The 16,738-nt window shown below is 63.9% G+C and carries 13 protein-coding genes; 2 read left to right on the forward strand and 11 right to left on the reverse strand.

The features are described 5' to 3' along the window. The first annotated feature begins 81 nt into the window (after positions 1-81). Positions 82-495: an EF-hand domain-containing protein gene (locus BMX85_RS31255; RefSeq protein ID WP_229210725.1), complete on the forward strand. Its 414-nt coding sequence runs from the start codon at positions 82-84 to the stop codon at positions 493-495. Between the two features lie 15 nt (positions 496-510). Here the strand turns inward: BMX85_RS31255 and BMX85_RS29080 are convergent, their stop codons facing one another. The 8 genes from BMX85_RS29080 to BMX85_RS29115 all read right to left on the reverse strand — a co-directional run bounded on the left by BMX85_RS29080 (position 511) and on the right by BMX85_RS29115 (position 12,026). Next, positions 511-1,710 carry a hybrid sensor histidine kinase/response regulator gene (locus BMX85_RS29080; protein ID WP_090327978.1) on the reverse strand — a complete coding sequence of 400 codons (1,200 nt, stop codon included), beginning with the start codon at positions 1,708-1,710 and terminating at the stop codon, positions 511-513. Further along, positions 1,710-2,336, reverse strand: a complete 627-nt coding sequence (locus tag BMX85_RS29085; RefSeq protein WP_090327983.1) for a chemotaxis protein CheB — start codon at positions 2,334-2,336, stop codon at positions 1,710-1,712. Before BMX85_RS29085 ends, BMX85_RS29080 begins: the two co-directional genes overlap by 1 nt. 2 nt (positions 2,337-2,338) lie before the next feature. Next, entirely contained in the window at positions 2,339-3,157 is an 819-nt protein-coding gene (locus tag BMX85_RS29090) for a CheR family methyltransferase (RefSeq protein ID WP_090327987.1), read from the reverse strand. Between the two features lie 15 nt (positions 3,158-3,172). Next, the gene (locus BMX85_RS29095; protein WP_090328044.1) at positions 3,173-6,742 is read right to left on the reverse strand and encodes a response regulator; all 3,570 of its coding nucleotides are present in this window, start codon (positions 6,740-6,742) and stop codon (positions 3,173-3,175) included. Between the two features lie 252 nt (positions 6,743-6,994). Continuing rightward, positions 6,995-7,732, reverse strand: a complete 738-nt coding sequence (locus BMX85_RS29100; protein ID WP_090328049.1) for an SDR family oxidoreductase — start codon at positions 7,730-7,732, stop codon at positions 6,995-6,997. A gap of 136 nt (positions 7,733-7,868) precedes the next feature. Further along, on the reverse strand, positions 7,869-8,582 hold the full coding sequence (locus BMX85_RS29105; protein WP_143068096.1) for a hypothetical protein: 714 nt from the start codon (positions 8,580-8,582) through the stop codon (positions 7,869-7,871). A gap of 274 nt (positions 8,583-8,856) precedes the next feature. After that, positions 8,857-9,384 carry a (2Fe-2S)-binding protein gene (locus BMX85_RS29110; protein WP_090327994.1) on the reverse strand — a complete coding sequence of 176 codons (528 nt, stop codon included), beginning with the start codon at positions 9,382-9,384 and terminating at the stop codon, positions 8,857-8,859. Then, positions 9,381-12,026 carry a xanthine dehydrogenase family protein molybdopterin-binding subunit gene (locus tag BMX85_RS29115; RefSeq protein WP_090327998.1) on the reverse strand — a complete coding sequence of 882 codons (2,646 nt, stop codon included), beginning with the start codon at positions 12,024-12,026 and terminating at the stop codon, positions 9,381-9,383. The genes BMX85_RS29110 and BMX85_RS29115 overlap by 4 nt, the downstream gene beginning before the upstream one ends. Positions 12,027-12,174: 148 nt before the next feature. On the opposite strand from BMX85_RS29115, the gene BMX85_RS29120 reads away from it, so the two are divergent. After that, positions 12,175-12,945, forward strand: a complete 771-nt coding sequence (locus BMX85_RS29120) for a substrate-binding periplasmic protein (RefSeq protein ID WP_090328003.1) — start codon at positions 12,175-12,177, stop codon at positions 12,943-12,945. 37 nt (positions 12,946-12,982) lie between these two features. Here the strand turns inward: BMX85_RS29120 and BMX85_RS29125 are convergent, their stop codons facing one another. From BMX85_RS29125 to BMX85_RS29135, 3 genes are all read right to left on the reverse strand, one after another. Continuing rightward, complete coding sequence (locus BMX85_RS29125) at positions 12,983-13,354, reverse strand: DUF4148 domain-containing protein (RefSeq protein ID WP_090328007.1); 372 nt, start codon at positions 13,352-13,354, stop codon at positions 12,983-12,985. A gap of 218 nt (positions 13,355-13,572) precedes the next feature. Continuing rightward, positions 13,573-15,102 carry an FAD-dependent monooxygenase gene (locus BMX85_RS29130; protein WP_090328010.1) on the reverse strand — a complete coding sequence of 510 codons (1,530 nt, stop codon included), beginning with the start codon at positions 15,100-15,102 and terminating at the stop codon, positions 13,573-13,575. 501 nt (positions 15,103-15,603) lie between these two features. Next, complete coding sequence (locus tag BMX85_RS29135; RefSeq protein ID WP_090328014.1) at positions 15,604-15,957, reverse strand: DUF1493 family protein; 354 nt, start codon at positions 15,955-15,957, stop codon at positions 15,604-15,606. Positions 15,958-16,738: the final 781 nt, after the last annotated feature.

Consider the following 16,738-nt stretch of genomic DNA (forward strand, 5'->3'; position numbering starts at 1 on the left):
TAGAAGGTGTTTGATTAATTCGGGCATTCGGATCAAAGTGTCAACCTGAGCCGTGCATCGACCGATGGCGGGGAGACCACCATGAACCTTTTACATCCGATCCTTCTGACAGCCGTGCTGGCCAGCGCCAGCGCCGGCGCCCAAACCCCGCAAGCGGAAACGCCGACACCCACCGCCCGCGCGGCCTCCGCCGCGGGCGTGGCCACGCCGTATTCCGATTCGTACGTGCCGCGCTCGATGCGCCAGCCGCAGCGCGACATCGCGCCGGGGCCGGTGCTGCTGCGCTTCACCACGGTGCAAAAGCTGAAGAAACGTTTTGAGGACGCCGACACCGACCACAGCGGCACATTGAACCGCGAAGAGGCGCGCCAGGCCGGCCTGGGCGTGGTCGACAAGAACTTCGACAGCATCGACACCGCGCAGCGCGGCAACGTCAGCTTCGACGACCTGAACGCCTATCTGATCCAGCGCCGCGAAGAATCCGGCTCACGCTGAACACGCCAACGGTTGTTACGCCGGCGGCGCGTCGCGGCGCGGCAACGTCAGACTGAACACCGCGCCCTCGCCCGGGATGCTGGCGACGGTCAACGTGCCCTCGTGCACCTCGGCCAGCTCGCGCGAAATATACAACCCCAGTCCCAGGCCCGACGGCACTTCGTTGCCGACGCCGCGCTCGTAAGGTTCAAAAATCTTTTGCTGCTGGTCGGGCGCGATGCCCGGACCGTGGTCGCGCACCTCGACCCGCACCGCGTCCTGCCCGACCACCAGCGACACCGCCACCGGCTGCTGCGCGCCATAACGCAGCGCGTTGGTCAGCAGGTTGACGACGATCTGCTCGATGCGGAACTCGTCCCACCAGCCGCTGACCGGCGTGTCGGCGTCGAGGCTGATGCTGCAGCCGGCCGTGTTGGCCTGCGGCGTCAAATCGTGCACCACCCGCCGCAGCAGGCCCGACAGCTCCACCCAGCCCGGCCGCAGCGACAGCTTGCCGCTGCGGATGCGCGAGACGTCAAGCATGTCGTCGATCAGCCGGATGATGCTCTGGATCTGGCGGTCGTCGCGCGCCACCATGCGCTGCAACTGCTCGGCGCCGAAGGCGGCCATGTTGCCGCGCTCGAGCTGCATCTTGCGCAGCTGCGTTTCCAGGTACAAGGTGTTGAGCGGCGTGCGCATCTCGTGCGACACCATCGACATGAACTCGTCGCGCATCGACAGCGCCCGCTGCAACTGCGTCTGCGCCGCGTTCAGTTCGGCCAGGGTGGCCTCCTGCTTCTGCCGCGCCAGCTCCAGCGCCTGCACCTGGCGCCGCGTGGCCTCGCGCTGCTCGTACAACTGGACGAACACCTCGACCTTGCTGCGCACGGCGCGCGAGTCGAGCGGCTTGTAGAGCACATCGACGGCGCCGGCCTCGTAACCCTTGAACGAGTAGTTCAGCTCCTTGCCGGCGGCGGTGACGAAGACGATCGGAATTTGCCGGGTGCGCTCGGTGCCGCGCATCAGCTCGGCCAGTTCGAAGCCGTCCATGCCGGGCATCTGGACGTCGAGGAAGGCCATCGCGAAGTCGTGCTGCAGCAGCAAGGCCAGCGCCTCCTCGCCGGAGCCGGCCTGGAAGATCTCGCGCCCGGCGCCGCGGATGACGGCGTTGAGCGCTTGCAGGTTTTCCGGCAGATCGTCGACGATCAGCAGTTTGGTCGGGTGCTCGGCTTGCATTAGTTATTCTCCAGCATCAACAGCATTGTGTGTATCGCATGCAGGGGCAGGACCAGGTCCGGCGTCCGCAGACGGATTGCTTCTTTCGGCATCGTGGCCACCTCGGCCTCGTCCGGGTCCTGCACCACGGTCAAGCCGCCGGCGCGGCCGATGGCGGCCAGGCCGGCGGCGCCGTCCTGATTGGCGCCGGTCAATAAAATGCCCAGCAAAGCCGGGCCGTAGGCGTCCGCCGCCGATTCCATCAAAAAATCAATCGCGGGCCGGGCGAAGTGCCGCGGCGCCTCGCAACTGAGCGAGAAGCTGCGGTCCGCCTCAACCGACAAATGGTAGCCGGAACCACCGAAATACAGCGTCCCGGACGACAGCGGTTCCTTGTCGGCCGCCTCGCGCACCGGCAGCGCCATGCGCTGGCGAAACACGTCGGCCAGCTGGCTTTGGCGGTTCTCCGGCAGGTGCAGCAACGCCACCAGCGGCCGGCCGTAACCGGCGGGCAGGCCGGGCAGCAGCTTGAGCAGCGCGCCGACGCCGCCGGCCGAGGCGCCGATCACCACCGCCTCGATCCGGCGGCCGGCCAGCGCGGCGGCGATCGCCGTCGTCACACCTGGTGGCGAATCCGTCGAGCTCATCCCTAACGCTTCCTGAACAGGCGCTCGCGCTTTTGCACCGGTTCGAAACTGGGCGCGTAGGCGGAAAAATCGATGCTTTCCTTGCTGCCGAGGCCGAGAAAACCGCGATGGCACAGCGATTCGTGGAACAGCCCGAACGCGCGCTCCTGCAAGCGTTTCTTAAAATAGATCATCACGTTGCGGCAGCTGATCAAATGGGTCTCGGCGAACACGGCGTCGGTCGCCAGGCTGTGGTCGGCGTAGGTGACGTTCTCGCACAGCGAACTGTCGAACAACGCCGCATTATAGGCCGCCGTGTAATAGTCGGAAAAGCTGCGCGTGCCGCCGGCGGCCTGGTAGTTGGCCGTGTATTCGCGCATGGCGTCGAGCGCGAACACGCCCTTGCGGGCCTTCTCCAGCGATTGCGGATTGATGTCGGTGGCGTAGATCATGCTGCGCTCGAGCAAACCCTCCTCCCTCAGCAGGATGGCCATCGACACCACCTCCTCGCCGGTGCTGCAGCCGGCGATCCAGATCTTCAGCGACGGATAGGTGCGCAGCACCGGCACCACGTGCTCGCGCAGCGCCTTGAAATAGCTCGGGTCGCGGAACATCGACGTCACCGGGATCGTCAGGTACTGCAGCAACTGGCTGAACGCGGCCGGCTCGTGCATGATGCGCGCCTGCAGCGCCGAGATGCTGGCGCATTCCATTTCCTTGAGCGCATGCAGCACGCGGCGCTTTTGCGAGGCGCCCGTGTAGTCGCGGAAATCGTAGCTGTACTTCATGTAGATGGCTTCCATCAACACTTTGAGCTCGATGTCGGTGTCGCTATGTTGCATACGCTCTCACTTCCATCACGCGCCGCGCTCGCCGTTGGGCATCCACACCCGCAGCAAGGAATACAGGCGCGACAAATCGATCGGCTTGGCCAGGTAATCGCTGGCGCCGGCGGCCAGGCATTGCTCCTGGTCGTCCTTCATGGCCTTGGCGGTGATGGCGATGATCGGCAGGCGGGCGAAGCGGGCGTCGGCGCGGATGTGGCGCGTCGCCTCCAGGCCGTCCATGCCCGGCATCATCACATCCATCAGCACCAGGTCGATGTCCGGATTCTGGTCCAGTTTTTCGATCGCCTCGAAGCCGTTGCGGCCCACCTCGACCAGCACGCCCTTCTGCTCGAGCGCGCTGGTGAGCGCGAAGATGTTGCGCACGTCGTCGTCGACCAGCAGGATGCGGCGGCCTTCGAACACGCGGTCGCGCGAGCGCACGGTGCGCAGCATGGTCTGGCGCTCGGACGACAGGTCGGCCTCGACCTTGTGCAGGAACAAGGTCACCTCGTCGAGCAGGCGTTCCGGCGAGCGGGCGCCCTTGATGATGATCGAGCGCGAGTACTTGTGCAGGTCGGCCTCCTCGGCGCGCGACAGGTTGCGGCCGGTGTAGACGATCACCGGCGGGAACGCCGCCAGCTGCTCGCCGGACATGCGCTGCAACAGCTCGTTGCCCTGCATGTCTGGCAGCTTGAGGTCGATGATCATGCAGTCGAAGATGGTGGTGCGCAGCAGCGCCAGCGCCTCCTCGCCGCTGCCGACGTCGACGATGTCGACGTCGTCGTCGGAGATCAGCTGCACCACGCTGTCGCGCTGGCGGTCGTCGTCCTCGACCAGCAGCACGCGCTTGATTTTTTGCGTCAGCTTGGTTTCGATGCGGCGGAACACTTCCATCAACTGCTCGCGCGTGGTCGGCTTGAGCGCGAAACCGATCGCGCCCAGGTGCAGCGCGGCCTCGCCGGCGTCCGAGCCGGACACCACGTGCACCGGAATGTGGCGCGTTTGGGCGTCGTCCTTGAGCATTTGCAGCACCGACAGGCCGGAGCGGTCGGGCAGGCGGATGTCGAGCAGGATCGCGTTGGGGCGGTGCAGGCGCGCCAGCTCCAGGCCCTCGTCGGCGTCGAAGGCGACCAGGCAGCGGTATTGTTTTTCATGCGCCAGGTCGTACAGGATGCGGGCGAAGGTGGGATCGTCCTCGATCACCAGCACCGAGCGGGCGTTGTCGACACCGGGCGGCAGGTGCTCGCGGTCGTCGTCGAAGGCGCGCACGCGCGGCGCCGCTGTTTGCTCGCCGGCATCGGCGCCGTGGCCGTGGCCGTGGCCGTGGCCGTGGGCGGCGGGCGGCGAGGTCGCGGCGATGGCCAGGCCCAGCGAAGTGGCCGCGTAGGCGCCGACGCCGCCGCTGTCATCCATGGAGGCCGGCGCGCTGGCGCTGCCGACGCGCGGGCCCGGCTCCGGCGCGGTCCAGCGCAACGGCATCGTCAAGGTGAAGCAGCTGCCCTTGCCCGGCTCGCTGACCAGGCTGATGGCGCCGCCCAGCAGGTGCGCCAGGTCGCGCGAAATCGACAGGCCCAGGCCGGTGCCGCCGTACTTGCGGCTGGTGGTGCCGTCGGCCTGTTGGAAGGCGTTGAAAATGCCCTGCTGGTCTTCCTGGCGGATGCCGATGCCGGTGTCCTGCACCGAGAAGCCGACCGCGCCCTCGCCGGCGGCGTGCACGGCCAGCGTGATCTGGCCGCTGCTGGTGAACTTGAGCGCGTTCGACAGCAAATTCTTGAGGATCTGGTCCAGCCGCTGGCGGTCGGTGACCATGTGCGTGGCCAGGTCGTCGGCCACCTGCACGTGGAACGCCAGTTTCTTTTGCCGGGCCAGCGGTTCGAACACCATCGCCATGCCCTCGACCACGTGGCGCAAGGACAGCTGCTCCGGCACCAGCTCCAGCTTGCCCGCCTCGACCTTGGAGATGTCGAGGATGTCGTTGATCAGGTTCAGCAGGTCGTTGCCGGCCGAGTAGATCGTGTTGGCGAAGCGCACCTGCTCGTCGTTGAGGTTGCCGGCGGTGTTTTCCGACAGCAGCTTGGCCAGGATCAGCGAGCTGTTCAACGGCGTGCGCAGCTCGTGCGACATGTTCGCCAGGAACTGCGACTTGTACTGGCTGGCGCGCTCCAGTTCGCGGGCGCGCTCCTCCAGGTCCAGCTGCGCCTTGATCAGCGCGGCGTTCTTCTGGTCCAGCGCGGTACCCTGCTCGGCCAGCTGCTCGTTGGTCTGTTCCAGCTCGGCCTTCTGGTTCTCCAGGCTGGCCTGCGATTCCTCCAGCACGCGCGACTGCTCTTCCAACTCCTCGTTGGCGGTGCGCAATTCCTCCTGCTGCACCTGCAATTCCTCGTTGAGCTGCTGGGTTTCCTCCAGCACTTCCTGCAGGCGCTGGCGCGACTGGCTGGCCTCGATGGCGTTGCCGATGTTGCCCTTGACCAAGGTGAGGAAATCCATGTCGCGCACCGTGATCGGACGCAGCAGGCCGATTTCGATCACGCCGTTGGTCTGGCCGTCGTTGTCCAGCGGCGCCAGCAGTATGCTGGCCGGCGTGCCGGCGCCCAGGCCGGAGGCGACCTGGATGTAATCGGCCGGCACCTTGTCGAGGCGGATCAGGCGCCGTTCCAGCGCGGCCTGCGCCACCAGGCTCTCGCCGGATCTGAGTTGCTGGTCGCGCCGCTCCCACTCGGCGCTGAAGCCGTAGGACGCGACGCGGCGCAGGCTACCGTCGTGGTTGCGCAAATACAGCGCGCCGACCACCGCGTCCATATAGCGCGCCAGGAATTGCAGCAGCACCGCCGACAGTTGCGGCAGCGCCATCTGGCCGATGCCCTGTTGCGCCAGCTCGCTCTGGCCGGTGCGCAGCCAGGCTTGCTGCTGCAACAGTTCGGCGTGCTCGGTATGCTGGCGCAGCACCTCGTTATAAGTTTTCGACAGGCCCAGCAGCTCGCGCCGTCCGAACCAGGCCAGCGCGCCGCCCACGCCCAAGGTCAGCAGCAGATATACCACGGCCACCAGGATGGTCACGGTGCGCGCCGAGGCGTTGCGGTCCTGGCGCATGCGCATCTCGACCTCGATGAAGGCGTCGATCTGGCGGCGGATCTCGTCGAACTGGTTCTTGCCGCGGCCGGTCTTGACCGGGCCGGTCACATCGCCGTTGGCGGCGCGCAGCCGTATCATTTCCTGCGCATACAAGTCCCACTGCTTGTGCTGGGCCTCGATCAGGCGCAGGCGGTCGACCTGGGCGTGATTGTCCGCCACCAGTTTGGCCAGGCTGTCGAGGCTGGAGACCACCTTCGGCTTGGCCAGCACGTAGGGTTGCAGGAAGGATTCGTCGCCGGCCAGCATGTAACCGCGCAGGCCGGTCTCCATGTCGACCATTTCCTTGCTGATCTCGCTGGCGTTGCCGATCACGCGTTCGCTGTGTTCGACCCAGTTCATGGTCGTGACCAGGTACACCAGCAGCACGACGAACACACCGGCGCTGACGACGCCGGCCGCCAGCGGCAAAGTGATGTTACGGGCGAGAATACGACGGAAACCGACGTCGTCGAGCGTTTTATTAGGCATGGTGCGGACCAAGATAGCTGGAGAAGCAAGATTTTATCTCAAATACAAGCTTAGCCAGCGTGCCACTCCAACCGTGCGTAGGGGAAATAAGACGGTCCCCTACGCACATGTTACTCCAGGGCATGCTCCGGGGTGTCGTTGCGGGGGCTTGCGGCCCGGGTCAGACCAGTACCCGGGGTTGCAACAGGTCGAACAAGCCAACGCGATGCAACATCTCCGCACGCAAGCGATCGAGGACCGCAAAGCGCAGCGTCAAATAATGCCGCCGTTGGCCCGCAATGTCTGGCCATTGATCCATGCGCCGTCGGGGCCGGCGAGCATCGCCACGACCGCCGCGATGTCCTCCGGCTGGCCGAGGCGTTCCAGCGGCGCCAGCTTGGCAAGGCGATCGACGACGTCCTGCGGCTTACCGTCGAGGAACAGCGCGGTGGCCGTCGGGCCCGGCGCCACGTCGTTCACGGTGATGTCGCGTCCACGCAGCTCCTTGGCCAGCACATGCGTCATCGCTTCGACACCGGCCTTGGTGGCGGCGTAGACCGCGTAGCCAGGCTGATACATGCCCACCACGCTCGACGACAAGTTGATGATGCGGCCGCCGCTACGCAAACGCCGCGACGCTTCGCGCAGGGTGTTGAAGGGGCCTTTCAGATTGATCGCGATCTGACTGTCGAACAGCGCATCGTCACTGTCGGCCAAGGTCGCCAGCTTCATGATGCCGGCGTTGTTGACCAGCACGTCGATGCCGCCATAAGCCGCTTCGACCGCGTCGAACATGCGCGCCACGGCGGCGGCATCGCTGACATCGGCTTGCGCCGCGATCGCGCGCCCGCCCGCCTGCTCGATTCGCTGAACCAGCTCATCGGCGGCACCGGCGCTGCCGGCGAAGTTCACCACGACGGAGAAACCGTCTTTGGCCAGCCGTTGTGCGATGGCGGCGCCGATGCCACGCGACGAACCGGTAACGATGGCTACTTTATTTGCTGCTGTCATGAAGTTTCTCCTGTAGGTGGCCACCGTGAATTCGGCGCCGTGCACACACTATGACAGCGAAAACGAAGAAGATAATGGGGGTAAAATAAAGCTCACTATTCCAAATTATCGAACAATCGGAAAAACGTGTTTCAGGCTAGCGCTTGGGCGGCGTGACGATCGGCTTGATCGTGCAGATCGGATTCTTCGGATCGGCGCAGCAGGTCAGCAACTGATTCAGCGATTCCAGGTTGGCCTGCTCCCAGAACTCCTTGCTTTGATCGTTGTTGACCGGCATCCAGTGGCTCAACGGATAGCTGTTGGCCAGCGCGTTGCCGCCCTTGGCCGGGATCCTGCCGGCCGCCATCGGCACGAACTGCGAGCAGCTGGCCTGGTCGCCGATGCGGTGGCAACCGACACAGGTATTGTCGCGCGTGCTGATGCTGTTCGAATGCCACTGCGCGAATTCCTTGCCGATGTTGCTATAGCGGCCCAGCGGATCGGCCGGCAACAGGTATTTCAGCTGGCCGATCCACGGGCTGTACATGAAGGGATCGGCGTCGTGGCAGCTCAGGCAGTTTTTCGACGCGGTGGCCGCCGGCGCCCACCAGAACTGGCCGGCGGCGATGCGCTGCGGCGGCGGCGCCTTTTCGTTGGGCGGCGGCACGCGCGAGGCGTCGAAGCCGGTCTTCTGGCCCGGCTTGCCCTCGGCATGGAACCAGCAGGTGTCGCCGGTGTCGACGTTGTGGGCGACGATGTCGACTTCGTCGAAGAACTTGCTGTTCGGATCGCGCAACTGCTCGCGCCGGCACATGGCCGAGATTTGCGTCTTGCCGTACGACAGATTGAGCAAGCGGGAATACGCGTGCACTGGCCGAATGAATCGCCGCCATACGGCAGCAGCGCCGGGCGGTCGCACGTCATGCCCGGCTTGTATTCGGTCGGCGTCCTGCCGTCGACGGTGATCGGCACGATGGTGCCGTCCAGACAGTTGAAGGCCGGAATCTGCCCGATCATGTCGGCGCACACCTGGCCGTACTCGACCGCGCTTTGCTTGCTGTACTTGCTGACGGCGGCCTTGGGTGCGGCCTGCGCCATGCCCACGGTGGCGGCCAGCAACAGCGCCGGAATCAAAGACAGCAAGTTCATGATTTCACCCCGCCGCCCTGCGTGTACGGCAAGGCCACCTGGCGGATCGCCTCCATGTAGCGCACGTAGCCGGTGCAGCGGCACAGATTGCCGCCGACCCAGGTCTCCATGACCTCGTCGAGTTGCGAGGCCGGCACCGGCGCGCGCTTCAGGTGCGACAGCATGGCCGTGGCGGCCATCAGGAATCCGGGCGCACAGTAGCCGCACTGGAACGAGAAGTTTTCCAGGAAGGCTTGCTGCAACGGCGCCAGCGCTTGTTCCGAGCCCAGGCTTTCGACGGTGTAGATCGACATGTTCTCGACCGCGCTGACCGGCGTCGAACAGGACAGCGTTTTTTCCAGCACATCGTCGGCACCGTCGCGGGTGGCGACGGTGCAGGCGCGGCAGACGCCGATGCCGCAACAGAATTTGGTGCCGGTCAGGTCCTGGCGTTCATGCAAAAAGTCGATCAGGGCCATGTCGGCGTCGCCGGCGTCGGCCTGCACGGGCTTGTCGTTGATGTGGAAGCGGATGGGCTGCGTCATTTCAGGGACTCCAGGACGGCGCGCGCGGTGACCGGCGTCGTCGTATAGCGTTTGCCGCCGGTGGCCATCGCCAGCGCGTTGAGGATGGAGGGACCGATCGGGCACATCACCGCCTCGGCGATGCCGCGCGCGGTGGTCTCGCCCGGCGCCGGCGGCAGCACGATCAATTCCTGTCGCGGAATATCGGTCGAGCGCGCGATGGCGTAGCGGTGCAGGTTCCAGGTGCCGTTGCCCGGCCCGGTGCGGTCGTTCGGACAATGCTCGAGCAACACGTTCCCCAGCGCCATCGCGATCGCCCCCTGCGACTGCCCGGACACCATTTGCGGGCAATGCTGGACGCCGGCGCTGAGCACCGACACCACCGACTCGACCGCGACCACGCCGGTGCGCGGCTCGATCGTGGCCGCCACCAGCGAACCGCAAGGCGCGTAGGTGGTGCGGCCGAAGCGGAAGTTGATGGTCGGCGGATTGGCCACCTCGCCGCGCGGAATCGGCTGCAAGGTATCGACCGTCAGGCCCATGGCGACATAGTCGAGTGGCAACGTCGCCGCGCCGCTGCGGAAGGTGAACGGCGCCGTGGCGAAGCCGCCGACATAACTGGCGTGCACCACCGCCACCATCGGCAGCCGCATGCGCGTGGCCTGCTTGACCAGCGCAGACCACGGCAGCGATTTGACGCCCTCGGCGTGCAGCCGGTTGTCCTTCCAGCTCAGCGCGGCGGCCGGCACTTCCCTGCCCCAGATGGCGTTGGCCGCCGGCAGCAAGGTCTGCAACACCAGCGCCAGCCCGGCCTGCTCCACCACGTGGTACTGGTAGAAGGCGCCCAGGCAGGCGCTGGCCGAGCCGGACGCCTTGATCACGTAGTTCTGCGGCACCGGCGCGGGCGGCTTGGGGCGCGTCGTGGTCAGGTTCAGTGCATCGAACAGCTGGGTCTCGCCCATGTTGATGCTGTTGGCGTTGCGTCCGAGGTAGGACGCCGGCGCCAGCCCGAGCGCGGTGGCGGCGCCGTTGCCCATGTCGATATAAGGGGTGTAGATGGTGATGGTGCCGGTCGGCTCGATCTGCACGGCGCCGAACATGCCGTCGCCGGAGGTGCCGTAGGCTTCGTTCGACAGCGCGAAACCGACGCCGTACAACAGTCCCTGGCGCTGCCTGGCCTGCTGCGTGAGCTTGCGGTTTTGCCACAGCGGATGGCGCTCCAGGCGCTGCAGCATCTCTTCCAGTTGCAGGTCCTGCAGTATCGGCGCGCCGGTCACGGTGGCGCCGCGGCCCTTGCCCAGCAGGTTGCGCCGGCGCAGCTCGAACGGATCGATGTTGAGCGCCTGCGACGCTTCGTCGAGCAAGGTCTCGATCGCCATGAAGGCCTGCGGCCCGCCGAAGCCGCGCTGCGAACCGCCCATCAGTTGCGGCGTCTGCATCGACCTGGCGTTGGCGATCGCGCGCGGGATGTTGTAGCAGCTCATCGAACTGAGCGCGGCCAGCTGCGCCACGAACGGCGTCAGGTTCATCTGGTCGCCGCCGTTGAGCGTGAAGTCGCAGCGCAGCGCCTGGATCTTGCCGTTGGCGTCGACCGCCAGGGTCTCGCTGAAATCCGTCTCGCACCGCTTCAGGCCGACCTGGAACTGCTCGAAGCGGCTTTGCGCCCAGCGCAGCGGCCCGCTGGAGAATGGCGCCGCCAGCGCCAGATACATCGAAAACAGCGACGAGTCGCGCCCGCCGAAGCCACCGCCCGGGTAGCACGACAGCAGATCGATGTCCTTGACCGGGTAGGCGCTGCCGTCGAAGATGTCGGCCGCGTTGCGCAGGTCGCCGCTGGGCGATTGCGTACCCAACACCAGGTTCAACTGCTGGGTGGCCGGGTCGTACCACGCCATGCCGGACTCCGGTTCCATGAACATCGGATCGATGGTCTGCGTATAAAACTGGCGCGTGAAGGTGGGCCAGGTCTTGGCGTCGATCGCCGCCGAGATGCCGGCGGCGACGGCGTCCTTGCCCGCCGCGTAGTTCGGCGTGTAGACGTAGTTGAAGTTCTTGGCGTCGTCGCGGACATAGCTGGTGACCGGCGTGTAGGTGCCGGTCGCGGCGGCGGCCGGCGCGCCGTACTTGATCACATCCGGATTAAATTGCAGGATTTTAACGGCGCGGCGGTAGGCGTCGAAATTAGCGAAAATCAGCATCGCCACCGGCTGGCCGAAAAAGTCGGCCGGCTTGCCGATGGTGGCCAGGAACGGGCTGTTCATGCCGTCCGCCAGTTTGAGCTTTTTGTCGACCAGGGCCTGGGCGTCGATCACCGCCACCGGGCGCAAGCCGGCCGGTAGCATGCCCAGGTCGTACCCGGTCACCACCTGGTCGTAGCGGTCGCAGCGTACCGCGTACAGGAATTGTTCGTTCTGCGGCCAGTCCTTGAAGTCGCGCGCCTTGAAATCGCGCGCGTAGATTTTTTGTCCCAGCACCTTGGGCAGGCCGTCGATGCGCCATCGGGCCCGGCCCGGCTCCGGCGCCCACGCCGGCACCTCGGTCAAGCGCGGCCGCGAGGCGTTCATCGCCATGCCGGGCAGGCTGGTCACCGACAGGCCGACGGTCGCGCCGCTGGCCAGTATTTTTAAAAAAGTACGACGTGTCACTTCTGCAGTAATGCTCATGATTCCGTTCTCTAGAAACTTACTTCCGCACGCGGAAAGGTCGGGACTACAACGATATCGGAATTGCCAGCAGGAATTATCGTACCATTAGGGGTCGGTGTGAAAAATCTCTAATTGTCACAATGCAAAATTGCAACACGAGCGGATTATGAAAAGACTGGCAGCACTGTGCCTGCTCGCCTTCGCGAGCTTGAGCGCCCTCGCGCGCACGGACGAGCTCGTGGCGGTCTATCAGGGCAGCCGGCCGCCGTTCTCGTTCCGCGACACCCAAGGCGAGGCCGGCGGGATCGAGGCAGACCTGGTCACCGAAGCGCTGCGGCGCGCCGGCCGGCGCGTGACGTTCCGCGAGACGCCCAATGTGCGGCTGCTGCCGTTCAGGGAAGGCGACGGCGTCGACCTGGCGGTGAGCGTGCGCGGCAGCGATGGACGCGGCGTGTATTTCTCGGACGAGTTCGTTACATTCCACAACGTCGCCATCTCGCGGCGCGACCGGCACATCGTGCTCAAGACGATCGGCGACCTGGACCGCTACACCTTCGCCATTTGGCAAAACGGCTGGCGCGACTTGGGTCCGGCCTTTGAAGCGCGCTACCGGCCGGGCGCCACCGGCCGCTTCCCCGCTAACTATTTCCAGCCCTCCAACCAGGAAGCGCAAAACAAGATGTTCTGGTTCGGCCGGGTCGACGTCATCGTCGTCGACAAGCAAGTCTTCGAGTGGTACCGCAAGCAGTTCAGCGCCGAGTTCAACACGCAGGTGGCGCTCGACTACCATGCCATCTTCGACGCCACCACCGGGTTCAAGGTCGGCTTCCGCAACCGCGACCTGCGCGACGCCTTCAACCGCGCGCTGATCGACATGCGCAAGGACCAGACCTACTCGCGCATCCTGGCGCGCTATGCGCTGCCTTCGCGGCAATAGGCTGCGCGCCGAGGAGCGGTTCGATGACTAAGCGCGATTACAGCGTAACTTCGCCGACAGGGTGCGGGTTGGCCTTGAGGTAGGCGGCCAACTCGGCGCGAACTTGCGCGCGGCTGACTGCCGGCGCGGCGGCATTGGTCTCGAATCGCGGATACTGTTCGCCGCTGACGATTTCGCCGCGTTGCTGGGCCAGACGCACCTCGGCGCGCACTTCATCACGGGTTTTGGTCGAGACGGCCTCTGGGCTGGAGCCTGAATACAGTTCGCCCGAGTTCGGCAACTGGCCTGCGGCGATGGCGGCTTTGTATTCGGCGATAACCTGGACACGGGTCAGTTGGGGAGCTTCCTGGGCGTACACGGCCGAGGAGGACAGCAGGGCGATGGTCATGGCGATGGCGACGTTTTTCATGGTAAGGCTCCTTAAATTGTTTGGATGGTGGCTCACTGCATAACCGTTGGATAACCAGCGATTGAATCGCTAGCGATCTTTCTGTGACCTGTTTCGTTCGCAGCGAGCCGATGTGTGTACTTTACATAGTGCACGATCTAATCGCAATCAATTTAAATCTATTTGCCCGATAGGACATACCTATCGGGCGTGTATATCGGCTCAAGGTGTGGGAAATTTTAAGTGCGAAGCAGAATGGCCGAGAGGCTCTCTAAGCCCTCCCCGTCGGGCGCGGGAAGGCTACGCCAGCCGATGACGCCGTCCGGCCGCACCAATGTCGCGCCGCACGCGGGAACACCAAAGACGTCAGCGAACGGTTGCGTCGGCGGGAAAACAAGCTCGCGGTCGACATCGATGGACCGCAGCCCTAGGCGCCCTACCGCCGCCCGCCAGTCCGGATTTGCCGTGAGCAGCACATACTCCCGGCCGAACAGGTCCAGTGACGACCTTCGCTGTCCCGCCTGGTCCACCCAAACGTGCGGCGCCCGCGTGCCGGGCTGGCCGGCCCATTGCCGGGGCGTGGCGGCGGCCGGCAACTCAGGCCCGGCCCCGGCCACCGCCTGCGAACGGACCAGCTGGCCGAACTCCAGCGCATCGTTGCTGAACAGCGCCTCCGGCACGAAAGCGGCGCCGGCGCGCGCCGCGTAGTCGGGACGGGAAAAGGTCTGCTGGTGGCGCAGCCAGCCGATCGGGCGCCGTTCCGCGTCGTAGGTGTCGAGCAAGGCCGGCGCGGCCGCGCCCTGGATCACCCGCTGCAATTTCCAGGCAAGATTCCACGCGTCGTCGATCCCCGTGTTGGCGCCGAAGCCGCCCCGGGTGGGCGGCAGTTGGTGGGCGGCGTCGCCGGCCAGGAACACGCGGCCCTGGCGGTAGGTATCAGCAATGCGGCCCGCCATCTCCCAGCGCCCCGTTGTGAAGATGTCGAAGGCCATGTCGGCGCCGAGCGCGCGGCGGATCGCCGCTTTCAGCGCGGCTTCGGTGCGCTCCTCGTCGCCGTCGAGCATCAGCACCCAGCGGCTGTCGCCGTACGTGGTGAGGAAGCCGCGGAAGCCCTCCTGTTCGATGGAGAATTGCTGCGCGCCGCGCCGCAGGAAGGCATCCGCTTCGGGGCAACGGAACAGCACGCTGCGAAGCACGCCGAGATGGCCGACGCCGCTGCGCGTGATGCCCAGCGCCTCCCTGACCGGGCTGTTGGCGCCGTCGGCGGCGATCAGGTAGTCCGCGCCGATCTCGTAGCGGTGGCCGCTGGAGCGGTCGAGCACCCGTGCCAGCACGCCGGCTTCGGTCTGATGAAAACCGATGAGCTCGGTGCTGGCGCGCAGCTCCGCGCCACGCGCGATAGCCGCCGCCCGCAATATCGGCTCCAGCTTGTCCTGCGCGATGGCTGCGCCGGTGCACGGGGATTGCTCAAGCGGGCGCTGCGGCGCTTCGCCCGGCGTCCAGGCTTGCTCGCTTTGCCACTCGCCGACCAGGCTGGCGACCGTCACGCGTCGCAGACGGGTGCCGGCGGGCACCTGGGGGATTTGATCGGCGATGCCGACCGCGCGGTAATGCTCCAACGTGGTTTCCGTGAAGCCCATGGCGCGCGGATGGGGCGAACTGCACGGATGCTTGTCGATGAGGATGTGGGGCACGCCGTGCCAGCCGAGGAACAGCGAGGTGGAAAGTCCAACGAGGGACCCGCCGACGATGAGGATGGGAGTATGCATAAGAAACGTCCTTTTTTGCCGAATAGCTCATCAAAGGACGTGTGTCGATCGCGCGGGAACGCCGGCGCGGCCGGGGAACCGGCGTTGCCAAGTCAAAAAAGTCCACGAGAAATCGGCGCACGTCCGCTCTCGTCGTGGTCCCCAACCTCGGTGGCTGGGAAAATTTTGCTCCATGGTTGGAGTTGGCCGGGGCTCACCACGCCGGCCCACCTTTTTCGACCACGGAAGTGTAGCACGCTCGCGCAGGTCGTTGATCTGTTTACGGATCAGTTGGAGAGCTTTAGGGGCGTACACGGCCGAAGACCCACCATCGCACTAGCAAATATCACCGCATATTAGGGACGATAGATACTAACGTTTTATTCGAGCGGCATCAAAAAACCAGCCATCCCAAGAAATGACCAGCCTATTTTTGCTTTTTATAAAAACAAGTACAGCTCAGGCAACGACCAGTGACCGCTAGTCCATCACACGCGAGAACCCGTTTCACAGCCAATAGTTTCAAATTCCACTTTCAATTTGCTTGGTATCCCAGATTTTTAAAACAATAGCTTTTTCCAGCATACCCAATGTCAGAGGAATTTTATTGGGCTTCCCAGCATTCTTCAGCAATATCGCCTTTGTCAACATACCCAATAGTCCGCCACCTTCCCCCGAAAAATATCGATCAATGTCAAAATCACCGACATTAACTTGAAAATGACCAAAAAACTTTTCCATAAAAATGTCGGAATCATCTCCAGTTACATCCAAATCATCCTCCAAGGATGTATCACGCTTGAGTATTTTAGCCGGAAAGACGCCGACTTCTTTTCTAACAAAATTCTCCAACTCGTTCCAAATATAATTTTTCAAAATATCTTATCCTTTTTTTGACACGTATATTTAATACCATAAGGCAAAATTTTACGGGATACTATTGACGCCAGAGAAGTTTCTTTAGTTGCACCCGAGAATTTCCCACGCGTAGGTAGAAATGGGTAACCTACAATCGCGCCACCTAAAGCAGCGATATCTTCAACGCCAAATTGTTTCTGTGCTTCGTCAAGAAATATTAGAAAAACAGTTCGGATGGCGCTAATCCCCGGATTCCAAAAGTGTATGTATTTGCACTCATTCGACATCCTGATGAAATTAAAATTTATTAAATAAAACTATAAGCGATTCGATAGGAGTCGTCGCAAGAACGAGCGGCCGCAAGCGGATTTAGGACAGTGGCCATTGCGCGCTGGCCGCCGTACTCAGCGCTCGAAGCCAAAATCCGCACCCGCCCTCTGGGCGAAAACGCCACCGCCTCATCATCTGATTGATGGTCCACTCTTCATCCTCACGGCGTGCTGATTGAACTCAAGGAGACGGGTGATGAAGGATCGTGTGACGGCCCAGCGGCGTCTGCGAAATAGTGTAAAGCTAGTTAAACCGAGGGGTCTATCCGTCAAGCGAACCACGGCGCCTGGAAATAGCAGCAAAGAACCATGAAAAGGGAAACTGAGAGCACTCGGGGCGAGTGCGACATGATTGCCGCAACTTAGGCCAGCCACGGTAATCCCCCCAGCAAATGATCGCGTTTAAAAGTAGAATTTTCTAAACTCAGATTTTTTGAAAGTTCTGCATGAAGACGTCCCGTTTTACCGAT

This window comes from Duganella sp. CF517 (assembly GCF_900110275.1).
GTDB lineage: Bacteria > Pseudomonadota > Gammaproteobacteria > Burkholderiales > Burkholderiaceae_D > Rugamonas.

Coding starts and splice junctions, on each gene's coding strand:
- BMX85_RS29095 (WP_090328044.1), bottom strand. CDS start 6,742: ATGCCTAATAAAACGCTCGACGACGTCGGTTTCCGTCGTATTCTCGCC.
- BMX85_RS29085 (WP_090327983.1), bottom strand. CDS start 2,336: ATGAGCTCGACGGATTCGCCACCAGGTGTGACGACGGCGATCGCCGCC.
- BMX85_RS29100 (WP_090328049.1), bottom strand. CDS start 7,732: ATGACAGCAGCAAATAAAGTAGCCATCGTTACCGGTTCGTCGCGTGGC.
- BMX85_RS29110 (WP_090327994.1), bottom strand. CDS start 9,384: ATGACGCAGCCCATCCGCTTCCACATCAACGACAAGCCCGTGCAGGCC.
- BMX85_RS29080 (WP_090327978.1), bottom strand. CDS start 1,710: ATGCAAGCCGAGCACCCGACCAAACTGCTGATCGTCGACGATCTGCCG.
- BMX85_RS31255 (WP_229210725.1), top strand. CDS start 82: ATGAACCTTTTACATCCGATCCTTCTGACAGCCGTGCTGGCCAGCGCC.
- BMX85_RS29090 (WP_090327987.1), bottom strand. CDS start 3,157: ATGCAACATAGCGACACCGACATCGAGCTCAAAGTGTTGATGGAAGCC.
- BMX85_RS29125 (WP_090328007.1), bottom strand. CDS start 13,354: ATGAAAAACGTCGCCATCGCCATGACCATCGCCCTGCTGTCCTCCTCG.
- BMX85_RS29115 (WP_090327998.1), bottom strand. CDS start 12,026: ATGAGCATTACTGCAGAAGTGACACGTCGTACTTTTTTAAAAATACTG.
- BMX85_RS29120 (WP_090328003.1), top strand. CDS start 12,175: ATGAAAAGACTGGCAGCACTGTGCCTGCTCGCCTTCGCGAGCTTGAGC.
- BMX85_RS29130 (WP_090328010.1), bottom strand. CDS start 15,102: ATGCATACTCCCATCCTCATCGTCGGCGGGTCCCTCGTTGGACTTTCC.